This window comes from Pseudobacillus sp. 179-B 2D1 NHS (genome assembly GCF_045370945.1).
In the GTDB taxonomy this organism is placed as follows: Bacteria; Bacillota; Bacilli; order Bacillales; family Domibacillaceae; genus Pseudobacillus.
Genome location: NZ_JBIQDP010000044.1, coordinates 1 through 21,152, shown reverse-complemented (window position 1 = coordinate 21,152; position 21,152 = coordinate 1). Strand labels below are relative to the sequence as shown.

22 protein-coding genes are annotated in these 21,152 nt (G+C 34.0%); 11 read left to right on the top strand and 11 right to left on the bottom strand.

The features are described from left to right. The first annotated feature begins 360 nt into the window (after positions 1-360). From ACH0BF_RS24130 to ACH0BF_RS24090, 9 genes are all read left to right on the top strand, one after another. Positions 361-1,704, top strand: coding sequence for a glucosaminidase domain-containing protein (locus ACH0BF_RS24130; RefSeq protein WP_406910440.1), 1,344 nt, complete (start codon positions 361-363; stop codon positions 1,702-1,704). Between the two features lie 18 nt (positions 1,705-1,722). Beyond that, entirely contained in the window at positions 1,723-2,154 is a 432-nt protein-coding gene (locus ACH0BF_RS24125) for a hypothetical protein (protein ID WP_406910439.1), read from the top strand. 683 nt (positions 2,155-2,837) lie between these two features. Next, positions 2,838-3,884 (top strand): sigma-70 family RNA polymerase sigma factor, encoded by a 1,047-nt coding sequence (locus tag ACH0BF_RS24120; RefSeq protein ID WP_406910438.1) that lies wholly within the window; start codon positions 2,838-2,840, stop codon positions 3,882-3,884. Between the two features lie 173 nt (positions 3,885-4,057). After that, positions 4,058-5,056, top strand: a complete 999-nt coding sequence (locus tag ACH0BF_RS24115) for a tyrosine-type recombinase/integrase (RefSeq protein WP_406910437.1) — start codon at positions 4,058-4,060, stop codon at positions 5,054-5,056. A 197-nt stretch (positions 5,057-5,253) separates the two neighbouring features. Beyond that, the gene (locus tag ACH0BF_RS24110; RefSeq protein ID WP_406910436.1) at positions 5,254-5,616 is read left to right on the top strand and encodes a hypothetical protein; all 363 of its coding nucleotides are present in this window, start codon (positions 5,254-5,256) and stop codon (positions 5,614-5,616) included. Between the two features lie 185 nt (positions 5,617-5,801). After that, entirely contained in the window at positions 5,802-6,488 is a 687-nt protein-coding gene (gene ftsE, locus ACH0BF_RS24105; protein WP_406910435.1) for a cell division ATP-binding protein FtsE, read from the top strand. Next, complete coding sequence (gene ftsX / locus ACH0BF_RS24100) at positions 6,469-7,338, top strand: permease-like cell division protein FtsX (protein ID WP_406910434.1); 870 nt, start codon at positions 6,469-6,471, stop codon at positions 7,336-7,338. Before ftsE ends, ftsX begins: the two co-directional genes overlap by 20 nt. 27 nt (positions 7,339-7,365) lie before the next feature. Continuing rightward, positions 7,366-7,767 (top strand): hypothetical protein, encoded by a 402-nt coding sequence (locus ACH0BF_RS24095; RefSeq protein WP_406910433.1) that lies wholly within the window; start codon positions 7,366-7,368, stop codon positions 7,765-7,767. 128 nt (positions 7,768-7,895) lie between these two features. Then, positions 7,896-8,792 (top strand): hypothetical protein, encoded by an 897-nt coding sequence (locus ACH0BF_RS24090; RefSeq protein WP_406910432.1) that lies wholly within the window; start codon positions 7,896-7,898, stop codon positions 8,790-8,792. An 81-nt stretch (positions 8,793-8,873) separates the two neighbouring features. Here the strand turns inward: ACH0BF_RS24090 and ACH0BF_RS24085 are convergent, their stop codons facing one another. The 3 genes from ACH0BF_RS24085 to ACH0BF_RS24075 all read right to left on the bottom strand — a co-directional run bounded on the left by ACH0BF_RS24085 (position 8,874) and on the right by ACH0BF_RS24075 (position 12,760). Next, positions 8,874-10,154: a hypothetical protein gene (locus tag ACH0BF_RS24085; protein WP_406910431.1), complete on the bottom strand. Its 1,281-nt coding sequence runs from the start codon at positions 10,152-10,154 to the stop codon at positions 8,874-8,876. A 286-nt stretch (positions 10,155-10,440) separates the two neighbouring features. Next, complete coding sequence (locus tag ACH0BF_RS24080) at positions 10,441-11,157, bottom strand: hypothetical protein (RefSeq protein ID WP_406910430.1); 717 nt, start codon at positions 11,155-11,157, stop codon at positions 10,441-10,443. Positions 11,158-11,605: 448 nt separating this feature from the next. Continuing rightward, positions 11,606-12,760, bottom strand: a complete 1,155-nt coding sequence (locus ACH0BF_RS24075; RefSeq protein WP_406910429.1) for a hypothetical protein — start codon at positions 12,758-12,760, stop codon at positions 11,606-11,608. A gap of 707 nt (positions 12,761-13,467) precedes the next feature. On the opposite strand from ACH0BF_RS24075, the gene ACH0BF_RS24070 reads away from it, so the two are divergent. Next, positions 13,468-13,680 (top strand): hypothetical protein, encoded by a 213-nt coding sequence (locus ACH0BF_RS24070; RefSeq protein ID WP_406910428.1) that lies wholly within the window; start codon positions 13,468-13,470, stop codon positions 13,678-13,680. 27 nt (positions 13,681-13,707) lie between these two features. Beyond that, complete coding sequence (locus tag ACH0BF_RS24065) at positions 13,708-14,283, top strand: DUF6036 family nucleotidyltransferase (RefSeq protein WP_406910427.1); 576 nt, start codon at positions 13,708-13,710, stop codon at positions 14,281-14,283. A 40-nt stretch (positions 14,284-14,323) separates the two neighbouring features. On the opposite strand, the gene ACH0BF_RS24060 is transcribed toward ACH0BF_RS24065, so the two are convergent. From ACH0BF_RS24060 to ACH0BF_RS24025, 8 genes are all read right to left on the bottom strand, one after another. Further along, a complete protein-coding gene (locus ACH0BF_RS24060; RefSeq protein ID WP_406910426.1) occupies positions 14,324-14,980 on the bottom strand; it encodes a hypothetical protein in 657 nt (218 codons plus the stop codon). A 457-nt stretch (positions 14,981-15,437) separates the two neighbouring features. After that, complete coding sequence (locus ACH0BF_RS24055) at positions 15,438-16,112, bottom strand: hypothetical protein (protein WP_406910425.1); 675 nt, start codon at positions 16,110-16,112, stop codon at positions 15,438-15,440. After that, positions 16,093-16,422 carry a hypothetical protein gene (locus ACH0BF_RS24050; RefSeq protein WP_406910424.1) on the bottom strand — a complete coding sequence of 110 codons (330 nt, stop codon included), beginning with the start codon at positions 16,420-16,422 and terminating at the stop codon, positions 16,093-16,095. The genes ACH0BF_RS24055 and ACH0BF_RS24050 overlap by 20 nt, the downstream gene beginning before the upstream one ends. Positions 16,423-16,569: 147 nt before the next feature. Then, on the bottom strand, positions 16,570-17,685 hold the full coding sequence (gene xerS / locus ACH0BF_RS24045; protein ID WP_406910423.1) for a tyrosine recombinase XerS: 1,116 nt from the start codon (positions 17,683-17,685) through the stop codon (positions 16,570-16,572). A gap of 148 nt (positions 17,686-17,833) precedes the next feature. Continuing rightward, a complete protein-coding gene (locus ACH0BF_RS24040; RefSeq protein WP_406910422.1) occupies positions 17,834-18,043 on the bottom strand; it encodes a helix-turn-helix domain-containing protein in 210 nt (69 codons plus the stop codon). 337 nt (positions 18,044-18,380) lie between these two features. Next, entirely contained in the window at positions 18,381-18,785 is a 405-nt protein-coding gene (hepT, locus tag ACH0BF_RS24035) for a type VII toxin-antitoxin system HepT family RNase toxin (RefSeq protein ID WP_406910421.1), read from the bottom strand. Between the two features lie 54 nt (positions 18,786-18,839). Then, positions 18,840-19,412 (bottom strand): DUF6037 family protein, encoded by a 573-nt coding sequence (locus ACH0BF_RS24030; protein ID WP_406910420.1) that lies wholly within the window; start codon positions 19,410-19,412, stop codon positions 18,840-18,842. A gap of 305 nt (positions 19,413-19,717) precedes the next feature. Then, a complete protein-coding gene (locus tag ACH0BF_RS24025; protein ID WP_406910419.1) occupies positions 19,718-20,845 on the bottom strand; it encodes a hypothetical protein in 1,128 nt (375 codons plus the stop codon). Positions 20,846-21,152: the final 307 nt, after the last annotated feature.

Here is a 21,152-nt window from a genome sequence, read left to right as displayed (position 1 = left end):
ATGTCTATTTTTAGTATAGCATCTAATTCTTAAAATATTTATAGAAAAATATTGACAAACTATTAGCTGGGTTAGTTGAAGAAGGATTTTTAGGTAACTATATTATATTTTTTTAAATGACTTTATTGTAAATTAAACAACTCTATTATCTCTGTACACTTGTTTCAATTATTTTATTAAATAACTTAATTTGCCCTTGTTTTTTTCAGAAAGAGCTTCATAATTTCCTAAAATGTCATTCTGCTCACGTCTACTGTATTCAGTAGGCTTTTTTTGATGTTTTTATTTGTCATTCATTAAAGAAAGGATGGTGTGAACGAGTTAAGCAATATTTCTTCTTGCTTGGCCGAATGTATGTCTATGAGAAAAAGAATATTGCCGCCGGTTACGGCACTTGCTGTTTTGGTAATGACGTCTCCTGTTTCCGCTGAAGTTGGTAGTTTAGAAGAATCGTTAAATGAAAATAAAAAAGCACAAGCAGTCGCTAAAGAAAGTATCGAAAATGTTAAAGAACAGAGTCTGCATGTAACTGAACAAATAAAAAAGGAAGAAAAAGAGGTTCAAAAATTAGATCGTTACATAAAAAAAACAGAAGAGGCATTGCAAGAAAAGAGTAAGGAACTCGCGGAGATTGAAAAGTATATTAAAGAGCTTGAAAAACAACAAGAGAACATAGAAAGCTTACTGTCGGAGCGAGAAGATGAATTCAGGGAAAGAGCTGCCGCGTATTATAAAAACGGAAATAATATTTCTTTTCTAGATGTTCTTTTCGATAATTCCACTTTTAGTGAATTAATTGGCCGTTTATCTTCTTATACAAGTATCGTTGATGCAGACCGTAACTTCATTGAGGAATACATTAACGATCAAGAAAAAGTTAGTGTCATCAAAGAAAAAACTGCGACTTTAAAAAAACGTATAGAAGTTATGAAACAGACTGCAGAAGAGTTAAAGACTTCTTATGAGACATCTAAAAATAAACAGGTATCCACAGTGGCATCTCTTGAAGAAAAGAAAAAAACATTACGAGCAGAAGAGAAGCAAAAAGAGCTGGCATTGAGAGAATTTGAGAAAGAAGCAGTTCAAATTAATGAAAAGATTCAAAAAGAAGAAAGGTTAGCTGCTGAAGAAAAGCAAAGAGAAAATGAAATAGCTGATTATAGTGATTCAGAACTAGTAACCATGGTTGCAGACGCAAAAGAAGAAGCGAGGAATCCATTCAAATCACCTGTTACGAAATATCCTAATAAAAGTGTAAATTCGGTGATTACCCCGTTTGTTGCTGACGCGCAAAGAATAAAAACTGAGAGAGGGATCCCTGCTTCTATCATTCTTGGGCAAATTATTTTGGAAAGTTCAGGAAGATACAATGGATTAAGCGGTCTTGCATATCAGGGGAAAAATTTATACGGCGTTAAAGGAACTGGTACGGCAGGTTCCATTTATATGAATACGACTGAATATGTAAACGGAAAGAAAATAACTGTCAAAGCGAAATTCGCAAAATATGCTACCTACTATGATAGTATGCAAGCTCATGCGGATCTTTTAATGAAAGAACGATACCAAAAACATTTGAGACATGCTCGGACAATTGAAGAGTATGCTCAAGGTATTAAAAAAGGTGGCTATGCGACTGATCCTAACTATGCCCGTTTGCTTGTTGGAGTAATCGAAAAATACGGTTTACGCCAATATGATTGAACTGAAAGGAAGATATAAATGTCTAAGCAAAAAGGGAATGCCATTTCAGAATTAGAACAAGAAGTCACAGAGCCAGAACAAAATGCCGATATTACGGTAATTCAAAGAAATATAGACACCGATACTCCCACAGTGGAAGAGGGACAGAAACTTGCCCCTTCAGTTAGTGAAATTGAGGAGTTATTTAATACGATGGTCGATGATAACAAGAATAACGAAATACCGTCTCGTCTTGAAAAGAGAAGAAAAATGGAAGCCTCAAAGAAAACTGTAACGATACGTATTAGTGAAGAAAACCACGGTAAAATTAAAGCTTTACTTCTTTTAAAGGAAGGGCATTATGTAGATGAACTAATCGGTAAAATGTTAGACTGCTATTCCGAAACATTAGGACAAAAGAAACGATCTGCCTACAATACTATTGTTGAAGCAGCACAGGAAGTTCTATAAATAGAACTAAATTTAAAACGGTATCTAGTAAGCCTGTTAGAAAGAATGATTAGTATTAACAGTATGTTCTTCACAAAGAGTTGCAGTAGGTATGATAAAAGCCTCTACACTTGCTGCAACTCTTAATTAACCCCTCTTTAAAACTATTTATCTGTATTTTATTCCTCCTTTTATTGGAGAATGCAGTAATACAATGATAGAAATCCTTCTGACAAAAATTATTAGGTAAATTTATCTACTGGTAGTATAATTTAGGCTTGTAAAAGTATTATATGAATCTTTTTTACTAAATTTATCACATATATTTGTGTATTATCGAATTCAGACTGATTTTATTGAATAAATTAAGGTAAAATTTCATAAAAAAAGTTAATTTTTTGGTGTACAAGCTCGAAAGTGTGTGATAATATAACTATTGTAGAAATTAATTCATATATATTTTCGACATTTAAAAAACGTATTAAAAAAAAGAATAATTAGTCGCTGGCATAAGGGAATCCCCCAGACTTGCGAACTGAAAGAAGTATTCAAAAAGACGTGTTTGTAAAACTCTTTTTGTGACTTCTATTCATTTCCATGTCCGGGGGATTTTTTTGTTTGAACATTTGGTTAATTAAGGAATATAGTGGTTTAAAAATACCATTAAGAAAATACTATTTGATGTTAACGGAGGAGTAATGTTCATGAAAAAACAGTTCACCGAAAAACAAAGATTTGAAATCAGCGGATTGTTCGATGCATCGCCGATTGGGGGTAGCAGTAAGAGCAGAAAAACTTCAAATGCAGTTCCGTTGCATCCGATAGAGCAGTTAAACAAAAAAGAAACGCCGCTTCCTTATCCTTCGATTACTGCTGATTCTTTGCAACTATACATTCGAGATATATCTAGCTATCATCTTTTATCAAAAGAAGAAGAAATTATGCTTGCAAAAGAAATAGAAAAAGGAAATGAGGAAGCACGAACTAAATTAGTTTGTCACAATTTAAGATTAGTGGTTAGTATTGCACGCAAGTATATGAAGAATGACAAGAAATTGGACATGCTTGAAATGATCCAAGAAGGCAATACAGGATTGATCAAGGCGGCACAGCGTTATGATTACAAATTAGGTTTCCGATTTGTTACCTATGCTCATTGGTGGATTCGTCACGAAATTCTTCATTTTATTTCTGGAGGCATGCGCACTATTCGGTTAACACCGGAAGTTGCGACACTTGTTAATAAGTATCACTATGCAGTAAACCGGATCACGGTGTATGAGGGACGTGAACCTTCTGTTGAAGAAGCTGCCAACTTTGTTCAGGCAGACAAAGATAAAATGGAAGAAGCATTAAATTATTTTAAAGAGACTGAAACCCTCTCTTTGTTTTCCAAATCAGGATCAAGCAGTGACCCTACTTATTTAGAAGACTTCATTGAATCTCCAGAAATGGATGTTTTTGAGACAACTGCTCGTAAAATGAAAGAAGAAATGATTGAAGAGATGTTATGTGACTTGTCTGAAAGAGAAGAATTGGTTGTACGATTACGCTTTGGGTTTGATGATGGTAAGCCCCGGACTCTTGAAGATATAGGGAAAATCCTAGGGGTAACACGCGAACGAATACGTCAAATTGAACACCATGCACTTTCTGAAATTCGTCGCCATCGTCTAATTCATTCTCTTTCTAGAATGCGCGATGAATTTGAAGACGAAGAAAAAATGGAGAAATTCGCTAAAACCAAGTGAATAGATTGTCATAACTTTTGTAGGGGTGATTTAAATAGCTCTTCTTCAACACTATAATCCGAATACCTGTTAATTTTAGGCCTGTTTTCTTTGAAAACAGGTTTTTTGTTTTGTGCAAAGAACAGGTATACTAATAGAAAAAGTAGAAAGTTGAGAGGAGGATAATACTACAAATGGGGTCTAAAAGAGATCTTCGAAAAAGAACTGAGTCGCTACCTGCCGTACTTAACGAATTTTTATTGACTATTAGTCAAGAAGGAAAAAAAGATTCTACAGTAGAGATGTATAAAAATGATCTTCATCTGATTTTAAAATGGCTTCGACAAGAAGGGCGTATTCCCCAGGTTATTGAAAAGGTAGCTGACCTTTCAACTAGTGACCTAGTTGATTTTCTTTGGACTACAAGAGGTGAATTTCGTTATGCTCCTGCTACTCTAAAACGAATGAGCTACACTATTCGTCATTTGTTGCGGTATGACGGCAGGAGCAGTCCAGAACTTGAAAAAGCAATCCAATGCTTCAGAAGAGAAATCTCAACCGATTTATCTGAAAATGATGTAATGTCATTAAAAGAGTTTTCTCATTTAGTAGATGTTCTCCGCTCTGAGAAAGGCCTTTCTGATTATGAAGCGCTACTTCATCCACTAACAAAAGACAGGAATATAGCTATTGTTACATTGATGTATAAGTATGGTTTATCTCTCCAAGAGACAGCGCTTCTTACTATGCAAGATATTTCTTTTTCAGCAAATACCCTTCAAATTAATGGAGATCATAAGAGAATGATTCATCTTAATAATGAAGATAAGAAACTAATTTATTTATATTATAAAGGTATTCCACATATGGTAAGGCCTCGTCTATATTCTTCTAATCCTATGTTTATTTCTTTAGATGTGAATCGCAAGACATTTTTTTGGATATATGAAACTAATAGTCCTAAACAACTCAGCACAAGGGCTATTCAGTTAATGATCCAAAAGGAAATGAGGAGAGCAGGTTTTCCACAAGAAATGTCTGCACAAACTCTAAGGAACAGTTTTATTGTAAATGTCCTTTTAGAAGGTTGGACACGCAAAGAGTTAATGGATTATTTAGGTATTCAAAATGCCACTCTGGATCGCTATATTCGATTTGCAAAACACAAAACTATAAAAAAAGCTATGGATTGAAAAATAAATCCATAGCTTTTTTATTTTTAAATTTTACCCTTCACATTTAAGAAATTCTTTTCATAATTACTCTCAGAAACAAAGTTTATTGGATTAGAAGGGAGTTATCTATTTGAAAACAAGTAAAGAAGGACGGGCAGTATGTCATCACTCCGTCCAAAACGGAAGGGCTTGACGGGTACCGGATTCAACGCTATGTGAAGCAGGAAAACGGCTCCTATACCAAGGACGGTTCTTCCAGAACCATCAGCGGCACAGACCCTTATGTGGATACCACGGTGAAGAAGGGGAACGTCTACCGATATGAAGTGAAGCTTCGGATTAATCGCTCATACGAGCGAGACGCACATCTGTTAGATGATGTCACGTTCCAGGAAAGCGGCAAGCCTGCGTTGTTCTTCCCTCAGCAAGAAGGCGGCATCTATATCGTTCAACGGTATACGGAAGATGGTGAAAAGTATGGCGAACCGGTCGAAGTAAAGGAATTCTTCTTTATTGAAGAAGAAGATGGCGACTTTAACTATGAAGTCTCATTAAAGAAGGTAAGTAAAAACAATTAATAGATTATAAAGGAGAAAGTGTTGCACGCAAAGTGAACTCTTGTGTAACACTTTCTTTTTTTATGATAAAAAGCTGTATTTCTGAAATTTCCTCTTCTCAAAATCGAAAAAGTACCACATACTTTCCCATGATTAAGTAACTTTCCTCATAAAGAACAAATCACATTTTAGAAAGGTGTGTTTTTATGATTATATTTCAGCAGGTATCTAAAACATACAAGAATGGTACGCAAGCTTTGCGGCATGTAAATATTACGATACCTACTGGGGACTTTTTGTACTTAGTAGGAGTGAGCGGCGCCGGAAAATCAACATTTGGGCGTTTGATTACAAGAGAAGAAAAAGTAACAAAGGGCAAATTATTGGTATTTGGCGAAGATGTTGCTTCCATGAATAACCGACAGTTGGCGATGCACAGAAGGAAGATTGGGACGGTGTTCCAGAATCATCGGTTATTTCCAACTAAAACCGTTTATGAGAATGTTGCTTTTGCAATGGAGGCAGTTGGATTTAGAGCAAAGGACGCGCACCCACATGTTTTGCAGGCATTAAATCGAGTGGGGTTAACTAATAAATCTGAGATCTATCCACTTGAATTGTCCGGCGGGGAACAACAACGTGTAGCAATTGCGCGTGCAGTAGTTAACAAACCTAATATTTTAATAGCAGATGAACCGACTGGAAATTTGGATGATGAAACGGCTTGGGAAATTATGAGATTGTTTTACGATATTAACCAGGAAGGCACGACTGTTATTATGGCTACTCATAATCGAAATATTGTAGAAAACTTTGTTAACCGGGTAGTTGTGATCGAACGAGGCACAATTATAGAAGATGGAGGGAGAGTATATGAACAGACCTTTGCGTGAGGGGATTAAAAATATTAGACGTAATGGCTGGATGTCCTTTGCTTCTATTAGTGCATTGGCATTTATGTTTCTCTTAGTTGGTTCAGCGGCTGCTGTGATCTTTAATATTCACCACATGACAAAGAAGGTAGAAAAAGATGTAGAAATACGAGCATATTTAGAAGAAGGAGTTGATCATGAACTTCTCTTGCAAAAAATAAGAAATTTGGGAAGTGTGGAAAAAGCGGTTTTTATTCCAAAAGAACAAGGATTATCAGATTTTGCCAACTCATTAGGATCAGATGGAAAAGCTTTTGAAATGTTAAAAGAGGATAACCCCCTTAATGATGTTATTGTCATACGTACAAAAGATCCGCTTAATACACCTGAGTTAGCTGCAAAAATAAAGGAATTTGGTTCTATTGAGAAAATGAATTATGGGGAGAAAATAGTTGATCCGCTTTTTAAAACAACAAACTTCGTGCGTACAGTAGGTTTTATTTTTATAGCGGGATTAACACTGATTTCCTTATATATCGTTTCTAACACCATACATTTAACTGTCATGGCACGTAAAGATGAGATTAAATTACAAAAGTTAATTGGAGCAACTAATTCGTTTGTAAGTCGTCCGTTTCTAGTGGAAGGTGGCATTATTGGTCTTGGGGGAGCCATCATACCGGCCCTTGTACTTTCTTTAGGTTATCAATGGGTGTACAGAATAATAAATGGAGAATTAGATGTAGCGGTACTTCAAATTTTACCTCCAGGTATTTTTCTAACTGTGTTCTCTTCAGGGATAATATTAGGCGGAATTTTGATTGGCATGTGTGGAGCTTTGTTTTCAGTCAATCGTTTTTTAAAAGTTTAATGAAGTGTATTTATATGGAGGTTTAATATGAAAAAAATCACTAAGGGCTTGCTTCCTGCATTGATTGTAGTGTCTATTGGTTTAACTGGTTGTGTCTCATCCGGAGCTGCTAAAAATGAAGAGGGAGAGATTGTATTTCCTAATAAAGAACTTTATTCTAGAGTGAACGTCACAGCACTAGAAGAATTTATTAATACCAATAGGATTAGCGTAAATGAAGATGAATTGAAGTCTGCAGTCTCGTCCCTTGAAAATAATCCAGGTGATTTTCAATGGTCTTCCTCTATTAAGGAAGTTCCTCTGTGGCTTTTTCTAAAGTCAAACACGTTTGAGCAAGACCTTATCATAAAAAAAGAAAAAGACTTATTAAAAGAGCAAGCAGAGGCAAGAAAAGTAGCACTGAAAGAACAGGCATTAATTGAAAAATGACTGGAGTAGCAAAGGAAGGGGATACAAGAGTGAGCCGATACAAACTGATGCTTGTTTGTGTATGCATGGTAGTAATGCTCTTAAGTGGATGCACTTACAATCTCATGAATTCATTAGAGGTCGAATCCATGTATGAAAAGCAAATTTCAGAGATTCTAAATCAAGAAAAGCCACAATACTTATCTCCGTTAGATAATGAGTTGCTACTAACGAAGAATTACAAGAGAGCAGAAGATTTAGCTTTATATATGGCTTCTATTTTTTATGAAGCACAACGTAATGAACTGCCAACAGGTGTGATAAAACAGCAACTTAACCAGTATGCGCATAGTGAATTAAAAAAGTTGATACGTGAGACAGAGAAGAAAAAGAATAGCCTAGCATCTTACTTCAATGATCCTAGAAAACCAGACTCTTACTTAGTAACGGCTCCGATTATTCATGAGAATCAAGCAGTTTCATATCGACTGTTCTATAAAAAAGGGGAGATTGCGTCGATTCATACTATGTTTTTAGAAAGCGAACATGGTTCTTGGAAATTAAAAGGAGACTGGTTGACTAGCGAACTACCTAAACCTTTGTTGATAAAAAATCCAAAAGTTGCTGAGCTTCATAATCCAGGTTCAAGTGAACCTATCTACTTTGAGAAACAAAAAATTTACACAGATCCTCGCATATTAGCACGGGACTATTCTTCTTTGGTATATGAAGTTTATCAAGGGAAAAAGAAATGGAACCAATTAGATGGCTTTTGTAGGCTTTACAGTTATGAACAAAGTGAAGGTTATAATAATAAATTTAAAGAAAGAATGGAAAAGGAAGGTTTTATTCCTATTGAAAATAGCCTTTATGAATTAAAGAGGGTAAATCATTCTGCATACTTTATTAGAAGTTTAAAAGATGAAAAAGGGGAAGAATACTTCTTTTTTACTGAACTTACTCTAAGGGATGGAGCTTGGAAGATTACCCGTGACGAGTTAACTCCTAAACCAGATTTTTTACTCAATAAAACAGACAACGGATAGCTATTGCGCTAGCAAGCATTCCGTTGTCTGTTTTATTAATTGGATCATGCCTTGATAGCATCAGTTAGATAAATAACAACTTTACTTGCCTCGCTCATGAGATCTAACAGAGACTACTTTTCCACTTTTAAGTGTTCTAGTATGCGCTCTGACATTATGTTTAATAGGAGAGTTTCTCTCTATATTCGACATAGCCATATCATCATCGTTTAAGGGAGTGTCATCATCGAAGTAATACATAAATCCCTCATAGTCATCTTCTTCATTTTCTATTCTTTTCTTTTCTTCTAGGTAGTCGTATATCTCTTCCACGTTCATAGAAAAATCATTAGATTTGATTCTATGTTTTAATTCTTTAATTTTATCGTCATATAACAAATCATAGGCTTTTTTTACAATGCCATTGACACTTACTTTAAATATTTTTTTGAAGATATTTCTGTCTGACAGCTTTTTAAAAGGAACCAGTGAGTTTCTTGTCTCTTTTAATCGTTGTAACTCCGCCTCTAACTCACTTTTAATTTGTTTCCATTCGGGCTCCTCATAATAAGAAGTTGAGCAGTTTGAAGAAGATTTATAGTATGTTTCTTGAGATTTTCCTAAATAAGACCAGTAAACCGGATCATTTTCTTTTTTGTTTAATAAAGCTGAACGTATCAATTCCTCTCTATTCTCTCGTGTATCTGCATATTTTTTTATTTCAAAGTTCAGATTGTAATTTTCTATTTCACTAGGTAAATATCCAGTTTCAAAGTAAGCTAGAACATCCTTCTTTATTTGTAATAAATCATTAGGAGAAAACGAAGATTTAATAGGTTTTTTATTAGGGTAAGCGGTAAGTAGATTCTCTAATCTTTCCCTTTGTTTCGTGCTTAAAAGATGTTTATTTATAGTAAGGTATCCTGAATAATCAATGAAGGGTATATCATATTTTGTTTTTAAAAGTTTCTCATATTGATTTAGCACATAGTTGGGACTGCCCGATTTAACATCTCCACCTGGAACTACAAAATGCCCGTTAGTAGTTTTGATAATATGTAATAAGTCTGTTTTAGAGGATGGATCAGGATTTAAAATAGTGGTTACGTTCTCGTTATTCCGATACATATTGTATTCGTATACGCAAAGAAACTCATAAATATATCCACTAAAAATATTAATATTCGTCCTCAAAGTATTAATATTAGTATAGATACTCATTTTTTTATTTAACATTCTATCCAAGTTATCTTGTGATAAGTTGGAATTTGCATATTTAGGTATGGAGTGTTTTAAAACGGATTTAAAATAGTCATCGATCAAATATTCTTTTAATATTGCTTTACAATAAAGATCTCTTTTTTCTATAGAGTTATATTCCATATTATCCCCTCAAACAATATTTTTGACACTCATGAAAATCCAAATCCCCTTTATAAATGCATGTTAATTTTTTTACATTCTTTCAATTGCCAGATATCCAACCCGAGTATTTTTACTACATAGCAAAAAAGAGATAAGGGTTTAAGAATGATTTTAATTTTTTAAAAATTGCTACACAGGTAATAAAAAGAGTTGTTATCTTTTATAAGCAACAACTCTTCGAATGCTTTTATACCAGAAGTATTCTTTATAAAGTTAATAATTTTAATTTTGAAGGTATGCTATTTTAATAGGACTGTTCAATTAAATCTTTAGCAAAATCAAGCAAGTCCTTTTTACCAAAGCTGCCTTTATATCTCTCGAAGTTCAAATAAATTTCGATGACTTCATGCTTTTCAGGGGTGAGAAAACTGATAAACGCCGCTCCTGCCTTGTTTGGTTCTCTGCTCGTTTCATTTCTACGTTCAGGCGAAAGGCGTACATATGCGGATTGATTTTTGTTTAAGTCCACTTTATATACTCCATCACTGTTACCGAACTCTTTGTAAGCTGTTTTCATCCTTTCATAGTCGGTAGTATAGTTCCTTATATTATAAGTTACATCAGCCCGTGCTTTTTTTCCATTTATGTATACAAATGATTCATAACGAATTGATGCTTTATATTGGCCATTCTCAAAGGTTTCCACGTTTGTCTGTCCTGGTTGTTCATTTTCTATCGGCAACACATGAATATCAGTAGAGAGTGGAAGCGCTGTAAAAGCAGTCTTTGCATCTTTAGAAAGATAGAAAATATACTTTTCCTCATTTACTACGCTACCTTTGTCTTTTGCTTCTTTTGAAATTTGTGATTGGATCAACCTTTTTGTATCTAGCCTCTCTTGTTTATTAACAGTCAACATATCCTTCGAAACTGCATTTGCTGAACCACAGCCCGCTAGCAAAACCGAAGCAGCAACTGCCGAAAGTAGAATTCGTTTTATCGAGACTTTTTCCTTATCCATATACAAACAATCCTTTCTTTCATAAATGAATTATTCAATCTTTTGTACAAGTCGGCTTACTACAGCTAAACATACTAGGTTGAATTAACCGTTGCTCATATGGTCAAAGAAGATAACTTTAATATAAATAAGCTCTAGAAGATAAAGGTGTAGACTAAACACAACTTGAAGAGTTGATATTTTTTATTTCACTCTTAGATATGGTGATAGCTTTTATGAAAAGTACAAGAGGAAATTTGGTTCTTTTCCTAATTACTTTAATAGTGACAAGAGAGTTTTTTATTTTAAAACATGAAACAAGCATAACCCCGTACTAAATTAGGACGGGTTTAAAATATATTTCTTTAATTTTTAATATAACAGCCTTCTATGCACTAAAAAATATAGCAATAAAGTCGTTTAAACGTATGAGTCCTACCACAATCGTTCCTAACAAATGATCAACAAACTATAACCCAAGCTCTTTATCTAAAATTGATGAAATGTCCTTTTCATAATAAGGAATTCTAATAAGTTTTAGTTCATTATCTTTACAATATTTGTTTTTGATTTGGTCTCTTTTTTGTGTTGATTGATATTTCTTTTCCCCGCCAAAGTAATGAACTGGTTCAAAATGTTGTTCACCGTCAAACTCAATAAGACACATTAAAGAGCCATTATTATTAAAAACGGCAAAGTCAAATCTTAATAAATCAACGTTCCTACAGTCTGGAAAAGAGAACTCTTTTTCAAATTTAATGTTTCTAGATTCTAAATATTCCTTAATAGCGCGCTCTCCCTTACTTTCATTGCACAAAGGACATCTAGTGCCTAAAACAAAATGATATGGTGCTACTTCGTATTTATATCCGCATGTAACGTGCTGAATCAGTACTTTTTTTCTTGCCCTCTCATAAGTTCCTAAAACTTTATATTCATCTTCAACTAGTTCGAATATTCTCTTTACAAACTCATTATGCGTATGTGTCTTTTTTTCGCTTATCCTTTTTCCTTTACAACTTGGACATCTCCTGCCACGAAGAAAATTAGAAGGCATAACGTCAAATTCATAGCCACAATGGTTATGTATCATTTTTACATGAATATGAGTTGAAATATATTCGGAAAGCACTGTATACTCATTTCCTACTAAATGTTCACATTCTTTGACAAAGTCATTATGCTCTTTTCTCTTTAAATCACCTATAATTTTGCGATTACATTCTCTACACCTAGAGCCATATAAAAAACTAGCAGGATCTATTAAGTATTCATTGCCACATGTATTATGACGAATCTTTATCTTTTCATGTGCTTTTATATATCTCCCTAAAACTGTGTACTCATTTCCAACCTTTTCATAAACGTCTTGGACAAATTGCTCATGAGACTTACCGTTTATCCCTTTGAAAGAACAAGTTTTGCATCGTGATCCTGAAGACGTAAAATGGCTTGCTCTTATCCAAAACTCCTTACCACATAAATTGTGTCTAATTAACACTTTTTCTTGTGACGAAACGTACTTACTTAACACTGTATATTCGTCACCTACTAAACTGTAAATCTTAGCTGTAAATTTTTCGTGTGTGATTCTATTTTTACTAGTATTTTGTTTTTTCTCCATTATTAATTCCTCATTTTTATCTATAAAGCGTAATTAAAACATGAAAGTTCTCAAATTTATTATCCTAGTCAATTCCATCAATCTCCAATGTCCATTCTTTCTTATATTAATTAATTATTGAATAACAATCTTTGAACTACTTCTCCAAACCTGCACCGCTAATTTAATCAGTGGGGGGATTAACCATATATTCTAAATTTTATCATAAATATTCAATTTTCTTTTAAGTTGTTATCCAACAAAAGTGTGGTCCGGTTGTTGAACGGCATGATTGGCTTTTTAAGTCAACTTTATTCTCATGAAACATTACTTAGGAGATAACAACTTCTTGCTATGCTAAATAGTCGTAATTGGTAATTTAATGAAGTATAATGTGAATAAACCATTTACTTTTTTTACTTTTTTTACTTTTTAATTTAACAACCATTAACAAGCCCATCGGGTGATTAGATCAACAGCAGCCTTTTAGCTGTTTTAGAACAATCACTTAGGTGAGCTTTTTTGTTGTTTATCTAAAAAAGGAGGGAGCAATTTTTCAATAATCAATAGTGTACTTAGAAGCTTAGCAATTTCTTTTACGAAAACAGGGTATAAAAAAGGGTAGGATGTTGGATAGGCAAGTGAACTTCCGCTTATTCATTGATATCGCCGTATGGTATGATAAATAATAAAGATGCATAGACTGTCTACAAAAAGGACAGATTGCATTGAAAAAATCTAAAACAAACAAAGGTGATGACCAAATGATTACTGCAAATTTAAAGGATATAGAAAAACAAGTCATTAGAAATTCCTCTAAGTTTCAGAAACAAATTGAAGCCTTTGAAAAGAGAGCAGATAATAGCGGCTGGAATAAAGGAAGGTTACGTCCGAAGCACCCTACAGAGGCAAGAATATTGAGTCGGTTTAAACAAAAATAAGTATATTTTCTGTTGGGGGATTATTAGTTGGATATTAAACAAGCACAATTAGAAATAAATGAACTAAAAAATGCCGGAAAATATGAAGCAATGCTTAGAACAGCAGCCATACTTACCAGGCTTCTAGCAAAAAGAAACGTGAAACCTATTATCGTTGGTGGTCTATCAGTTACAATCTATACCCAGAACGATTACACCACCCGAGATATAGATATGGTGTCTGACGGATATGAGACCATATCAAACATTCTTAAAGAGTTAGACTTCAAAAAAGAAGGAAGACATTTCTATAATGACTATATCGAGATTGCTATTGAAATCCCTGATAGTTATTTAGAAGGGGACTATTCTAAGGTACAAAAGGTCTTTATTGACGAGTTGAATTATGTCTATCTTATTTCAATTGAGGACATAATCTTAGACAGGCTTCGAGCTGCGGTTCATTGGAAATCTATCGAGGATCGCAAATGGGGCTTTAAATTGTTAGCAAGTAATATTGATTCCCTGGACAAGCAATATCTCTTTGCGAATTGCCAAGCACAGAAGGAAGTGGATGAATTGGATAATTGGTTTACTTCTATAGCTGCTGGAGAGACAGATTAAAACATAAAAAAGCAAAGATAGTAAGGAACTTTGTTCCTTGCTATCTTTTTTTATTGTCTGCTTCATTTGTTTTTTGTTTTTTCTTATCAATCCATGAGCCAAGTGCTTCTTTCACAGTTTCTGTTCCATTAACTACTTCATCTATTAAGTAGTTAATTAAAATGCTTAGTGTAACCTCCTCATCATCATATGGATTGTTTTCATTAATAAACTGAAGTATTTTCTGTAGCTCTTTTCTTTTAGATGGCTCTAATTGGTTTTCTGTATATTTAACGATATAGCCATCAATAATGCTAGAATTTTTAACTGTTGCATGTAGCAATAGCGCTGTGGCGTATGAAATAGTGTGATCCATTGCATAAGCAAGAGCCGCCAGTCGGTCATGGTCACGCTGCATAACTCTGGTTGAAATTCTTCGTTTTTCTCCTGGTAAATATGCTTTATCAATATACTGATCCCCTCTGTATAAAAGGGTAGGAGTCGCCCAAAAATCCCGTCTGAAAAATGCGGAGAGGTGTTCTAATACTTGTTTGTGGCTCAATCCAATGACACATAAATCATCTACAACTTCCTTAATCGGTCGTGCTGTAAGATAGGAAATCCGATGAATGGTTTCGTATAAAGGAACTGGAATTGTTGGTTTAATGTCTCTCTTTTTATCCGATCGGGTTTGTCTTTTCTTTTGTACTTCTTTCAAAAAAATCTCCTCCAAATCGTATTTTATCTTTAGGACACTGTCATTTTGTTCATAGTTTAATATCTATGTATAAACAGAGAGGGAATTGCCAATAATACTAAAAAAAGTGTTAGTACACATTGGTCAAAGAAGGTGAATTTGATGGGGATGACTAAAAAAGAGGCAAAAGAAATAGCTGTAAAAAGTATTAACTCAGCAAAGAAACACGGATTGCCGATTAAAAAAAAGAGGGATTCCAAACCTTCAAAGTGAAGGGATGGGATCTCTCTTTTTTTCAAGAAATGTTCTGGAATATGCTATTTTTAAAAAGTAAGTTCCCTTTTCCTCAAGTATTTAAAGAAAAGGGGATTGCTATTCTTTGGTATCTCTATTATAAACGGGCTATTTTATAGTTCTCCTTTGATTTTGATTATGCATTACGTAGGATAGCTAATATTAGTAGTCTATGTTAAGTGATCTATAAGGAAGGTTGGAATTGTCTATGGTGTAATATATGTAAAGCATCCTGGATCGAATAGTTACCAGTAGCATTTAGACTTTCTTTCAATTCTTCACATAACAAGCGTAGTGGAAAGAGGTTAGAAGCCCATATAACAAAATTACCTTTTTGATTTTTTGAAAAATAAAAAGGATCAATCGTGATATTTGTTTGGTCTTTATCAATTTGAATAAAGCGATTTTCTATAAAAACGTATTTTACAATAGAGTCAGTGTTCATACTGCTTCTAATAGATACTCCATGATGATCGTTGTTGTAGAGAGCATAGGACTTGGTAGGAAAGAGAATTTCATCTATTTGAACTTTTTTGTTGATAGAGTTAATAATGCTGCGAAGTAACTCCCTTTTTTGAGTAGTACTTTTAGGAATGCTTTCGCAAATATCTTGTAAAGCTTGTTTCATAAACTGATGATTAGCTTGATTGGTATATGGAATTTCAACATCAATGGCATCTAAATAAGCTGCTGCTTTACCAATTTGATGCTCTTCGAGTAATGAAATAATTTTTGAAGGATCATACTTCTCAAATTCGATGTCGTTTTCAAAGCATAGTTCTTGTAAATAGAGGTATTCTGAAGTGCTAATAGAGTAATTCGATATCATTATCCATTTCCTAAACATTATTTTTTTCACTAATGTTCTCCATGGAATCAAAAAACTTCAAGGCATTTTCAAAGTCCTTTTTCATTTTTGCTTTTTTAGATTCTTTAGAGGGACATGGTCTTCTGGTGTGAATGGAGAAAATATCATATTCTATCTCATTCTTTTTTCTATAACATTTAAATCCATCGATTCCTTCATCTTTTGATAAACGGGTACTGACATATTCATCAGGATCTATGATGTTCATTAAGTAATGTATTGCTTCTTCAAACTGTTCTGATGTTAAATTTTCCAAACAACTCTTTAAATATTTGGTGTTAACTCTTGTGGAAAAAACCATAATATACCTCCTAGTCATTTGTTTTATTATAACAGGAGTTAGTTATAATAGACGCAGGTAGAGATTAATAATTAAACTGCTATATGGGAGCCTGAGAAATGAGAAAAACCATGCCTGTAGTGGGTAGGCATGGTTTTTCTTTTGTAACTAGCTTTCATTATTCCTAAAATGCTCAATCTTATCCATGAACTCTTGGCCATCTTGATCCGACAGATTAGTATAAAGAGTTGTTGTTTCAATAGAGCTATGTCCTAGTTGGTCTCGTAGGAGAACTAAGTTGCCACCGCTACGTAGCCATTCACTAGCAAAAGAATGACGTAATTTATGGGGGCTTAAGGATTTTCCACTAGTGAATGCAGTCGTATACTTATTTAAATTGTTTTGTATCGTTCTAACTGATATAGGCTGAGCTTTTCCTTTGTATCGAGATAAAAACACGTATATATCACTATCAGAGGCCCCATACCTTACTTTTCGTACTGACAGATAATCATTAAGATCTGACATCGCAGAAGAGAGGACGTTTACAGAATCAGCTTTGCCCCCTTTTCTTATCACATCTATCATGTTCTTAGACATATCGATATCAGATAAGGTAAGACTAGCTACTTCGCTTACCCGGACTCCGCTGCCAAGCATTAAGGAAATAAGAGCCACATCTCGTTCTTTATTTCTGAGAAACATATTTCTTTCTCGGGTGGATAATGCCTGTTCATACTCATATTTTAAAAAGGAAATAAACTCATTTATTTCATCAGAACTCAAAATAACGCTGTTAATCCGTCTAGCACGCCGCTTGGCGGTTTCTTTTCCTTTTTGAGTAGTTATCTTCGCAAGAACATTTCGATAAAAATAGCATTCTCCCTGGTCGTCTTCTGTTTCTTTTGTGAGATAGTTGAATAATGATTTCAGGGCCTGAATGTAACGATTAACGCGAGCATCTGAGCGGTTCTTCCATATACCTTTCCTTTCTTCAATTCGTTCCTCTTTTAAATAATCTATGAAAAACTCAACATCTCTTTTCCGCAGATGTTCAAGTACAGAGTAGGGAATAGAAGCATTATCTTTATAATCAGCTAATCCCTCTTGGCGCAGCCAATCAAAAAATTTCTTATAATCATATAAATACTCAAGAATCGTAGTAGGGGAGAGGCCAGCACGTTTTTTTGCCCGTACATATTCTTGGACGTAATAGGGGAAATGTTTAATGTGTTCTTCAATCCTTAATTCTGCTTGTTGATGTTCTCTAGAAGAAGAGGGCAAGGGAAGTGCACCACCTTTAAAAATTTTTTCTTAATCCATAATAGCAAAATTCATATCAGTTATAATCTCGCTTTCAGATGTACCAGTTTTAGAACAAAAATCTTTTATAATAATCTCCTATATACTATACAATATCACCATAATAGAGCTATTCTAAATCATTTGTATTGTTCATTGTTAAGTTTAAAATTTTTTGAGCTATCGGAACCGGCGGCAACGCTAGCCCTCTTAAATAAGAATTATAAGTCGATTTGGGTATACCTAATAATGTAGAAATCTCCGTTAAGGATCTTGACCTATTAAATTCTTTGTGAAGTCCATTTAGTCTAGCAGCTACTTTCTTAGAGATTGGTTTCAAAGCTCGGTTAGAAAAAGAGTTCTTTGTACGAATTCGTCCTCCAATTTGTATTGTTAGGGAACATTGAAAGGATTAATGGGGGATATCCTTCAAGTGTTTATCACCTTGTAAAAGGACATGAAAGTCTAAACTTTCATAACCGATGAATGCATAGGTTTATTACAAATAGTTTAGAGTTTGATGTCTTAAATTTAAAAAAGGGTAGAAGTTTAGAGTTTCATGTCCATATACAGAAGGCATGATGATCACCGTCATAAAACATTGATCAAAATTAGTCAAATTTACGCCAAATCAAATTTTGGCGAACAGTTTACATAATTTTATTATTAGAAACTGGTTAATATAAGAGAATGGTTTTCGTAAATTGCATGAAATCCACTAGATGATTTTTGATTATTCTTTCTAAATCGCTTGGACTAACTTCTTGCTCTTCATAGGCTGCTGATCTCCCAAATTCTATTAGAGTTTTCATTTTACTGGAGAGCGAAGAAGGGATAATTCCCTGATCCTCTAGTATGTTAAATGCTTCATGGCTATTTTTCGGAAGGCACTGTTTTCTATCGGCGATCACACTCATTGCTAGATCGACGCTGGCTCCGCATGCTCTTTGAAGGTTTAATATAATGGATTCTTGTTGAGTATTTTTTTCTAGATTACTAGCGGTATTGTTATACTCTTCGTATATCCGTTTAATACATCGCTCAATAATAGCAATTTTGTTCAAAATAACATCATTTTTCATTAATTTTTCTCCTATTTCCACCTATATTTTGATAAAGAGCCTGAACTTGTCTGTTCATCTTGGGGGCATCATAAAGTCTTTTCTGTCTTTAGAAAAAGCACTCCAGCAGCTACTAATATTTTTCTTTTTACACATTAGATAAGCTTCATAGGACAATAGTTTGCGCGTTTTTTCTAAATTGGCCTCACTGACCTTATGACCAGCTTTATTATTATCCCGCCACTTAACAAAGTAAATTTTTTCAGATTCCTCAACATCATTTCGGTATATAGCAATTTCATGAGGTTGCGGAACATTGTTTTGAGAAAAAGTTTTGGGAATAAGGTTATTAAATTCCTCAAAAAATTTAGAAGCTTTAAATGGATTGGAAGGATTGTAAGTAAAGCCCATGATCTCGCAAAATTTATTGTAATCATCTATAAAGGGTTTTACATTAAAACCTTTATTTACAGCAACTTCAAAGTAATAATTGTATCTTTTAATTCCGAACGATAAGGTGTGAGGTGTTTCATCAATAAAATACAATACATCAAATTTTACACCGTTAAACGAAAAATCAAATTTGTAGCGATCAATTTTCTCTTTTTGCATAAAAATATATAAATCTTTTAAGTTTAATAATTTCATCTAATCACCTCTAATCACCTCTAATATGTCAGACAAGTCTAAGGTCAAGTTAATTAACTTTTGTGTGGAAGTATCAACCAAATATACTACTTTTAGCTTATCATACTTATCTGATCATCAACTGCTCAGTCATGAAAATAATCTTTTCACGTTAATAGTTTTGCCAGGAGTAGGGGGGCCAAACGATAAGTACTATTTAAGAGGTTTTCATCATTAGAAGGGAATATAACAAAATTATCATAAAGAGTTCTAGGTTTTCCTTCTAAATACCTCAATACAATATCCCGTTTTCGAGATCAAATCTATCAGCTACTAGAAGCACCTACTGCTTTCTTCGCTTTATTCCACGAACCAAAGCGATTAGAATAGGTTACTGTCCAGGGAAGATTATGTTTTCGCGCATACTTATCCCAGATAGAAATTGAAGTAAAATATTTTTTATGTTTTTGAGCAATTTGTTTCAGTTCATCGGTTGTATAGTTTTTCCTATAGCGGATTTCATCAACCCCTACCGCTTTTTTTGCTTCATTCCAAGAGCCAAATTGATTCACATAAGGTTTGATTGATGGAAGTTCATGCTCTTTAGCATATTTGCTCCAACTTCTTACACTTGTAAAATTCTCTATGTGAGCTTTCGCGATTTTTAAAAGCATTTCTTTGGGATAATTGTATTTAATTTTTGTGCAATTATAGGTTCCAAGGCATTCCTTATGAGACTTTTTCCAAGAACCAAACCGTTTTATATATGTTTCTCCAGTGGGAAGTGCCTTTTTTTTAGCATGACTATTCCAGTTGCTCATACTAGAAAAATGCTCTTTGTTCTCCTTTGCAATTTCTATCAGTTCCTGAGTTGTATAACTGTTTTTAATTGCTAGTAAGCCTAATTTATTTTTCGCATCATTCCATGTTCCAAAAAAATTTCTATAGGTTGTTGCACTAGGTAATTTGCAAGCCTTAGAGTATTTTTCCCAATTAGAAGCAGTAGTGAAGTTTTCTTTATGTTCAAGCGCTATTTTAAGAAGGGATGCTGACGTGTAACCTGTTGTTGAAGTACGAATCCTGTACCCATGAACTAATTCCTTCGCATTATTCCATGTTCTAAAATACTTTAGGAACACTGAATGCTTAGGTAAATTATGCTTTTCTGCATAAGTATTCCACCTATCTGCAGATTGAAAGTGCTCTTTATTCTCTTTCGCAATTTTTAAAACCTCTAGGGGCGTAAGTTTAACGCCGGCCCCATGTAAACCTAACGTTCTTTTCGCTTGTTGCCATGTACCGAAGTATGTATGGAATGCCCAACTTTTGGGAAGGTTGTTTTTTTGAGCGTATTGATCCCAATGTTTTGCAGTTTTAAAATGTTCTAAATGATTTTTTCCTATCTCTAACAATATTTCTCTTGAATACTTTGATTTATTGACTTTTAAGCCCACACATTGTTCTTTTGCTTGAGCCCATGTTCCGAAGCACCTAATATATGTTGAAACTCCTGGTAAGTTATTCTGTTTAGCATATCTTGCCCATTCAGTATTCTTGTTAAAATATTCTTTATTTTCTCTAGCAATTGCTATAAGATATTGCTTCTGATTATTTTTGTTCTGATCGAACCGACCGCCTAAGCACTGAAGTTTAGCCTTATTCCATGTTCCAAAATGTTCGATAAAGGCTTAATGACAGGGTAGCTGCTCTAGTCCGCAGGATTATTTCCAATAATAGTAAGTGGACGTTTTTTGTCATTTT

Coding starts and splice junctions, on each gene's coding strand:
- ACH0BF_RS24050 (WP_406910424.1), bottom strand. CDS start 16,422: ATGGTTTTTTCCACAAGAGTTAACACCAAATATTTAAAGAGTTGTTTG.
- ftsX (WP_406910434.1), top strand. CDS start 6,469: ATGAACAGACCTTTGCGTGAGGGGATTAAAAATATTAGACGTAATGGC.
- ACH0BF_RS24095 (WP_406910433.1), top strand. CDS start 7,366: ATGAAAAAAATCACTAAGGGCTTGCTTCCTGCATTGATTGTAGTGTCT.
- hepT (WP_406910421.1), bottom strand. CDS start 18,785: ATGAAAAATGATGTTATTTTGAACAAAATTGCTATTATTGAGCGATGT.
- ACH0BF_RS24030 (WP_406910420.1), bottom strand. CDS start 19,412: ATGAAATTATTAAACTTAAAAGATTTATATATTTTTATGCAAAAAGAG.
- ACH0BF_RS24080 (WP_406910430.1), bottom strand. CDS start 11,157: ATGGATAAGGAAAAAGTCTCGATAAAACGAATTCTACTTTCGGCAGTT.
- ACH0BF_RS24120 (WP_406910438.1), top strand. CDS start 2,838: ATGAAAAAACAGTTCACCGAAAAACAAAGATTTGAAATCAGCGGATTG.
- ftsE (WP_406910435.1), top strand. CDS start 5,802: ATGATTATATTTCAGCAGGTATCTAAAACATACAAGAATGGTACGCAA.
- ACH0BF_RS24125 (WP_406910439.1), top strand. CDS start 1,723: ATGTCTAAGCAAAAAGGGAATGCCATTTCAGAATTAGAACAAGAAGTC.
- ACH0BF_RS24090 (WP_406910432.1), top strand. CDS start 7,896: ATGTATGAAAAGCAAATTTCAGAGATTCTAAATCAAGAAAAGCCACAA.
- ACH0BF_RS24085 (WP_406910431.1), bottom strand. CDS start 10,154: ATGGAATATAACTCTATAGAAAAAAGAGATCTTTATTGTAAAGCAATA.
- ACH0BF_RS24130 (WP_406910440.1), top strand. CDS start 361: ATGAGAAAAAGAATATTGCCGCCGGTTACGGCACTTGCTGTTTTGGTA.
- ACH0BF_RS24115 (WP_406910437.1), top strand. CDS start 4,058: ATGGGGTCTAAAAGAGATCTTCGAAAAAGAACTGAGTCGCTACCTGCC.
- ACH0BF_RS24075 (WP_406910429.1), bottom strand. CDS start 12,760: ATGGAGAAAAAACAAAATACTAGTAAAAATAGAATCACACACGAAAAA.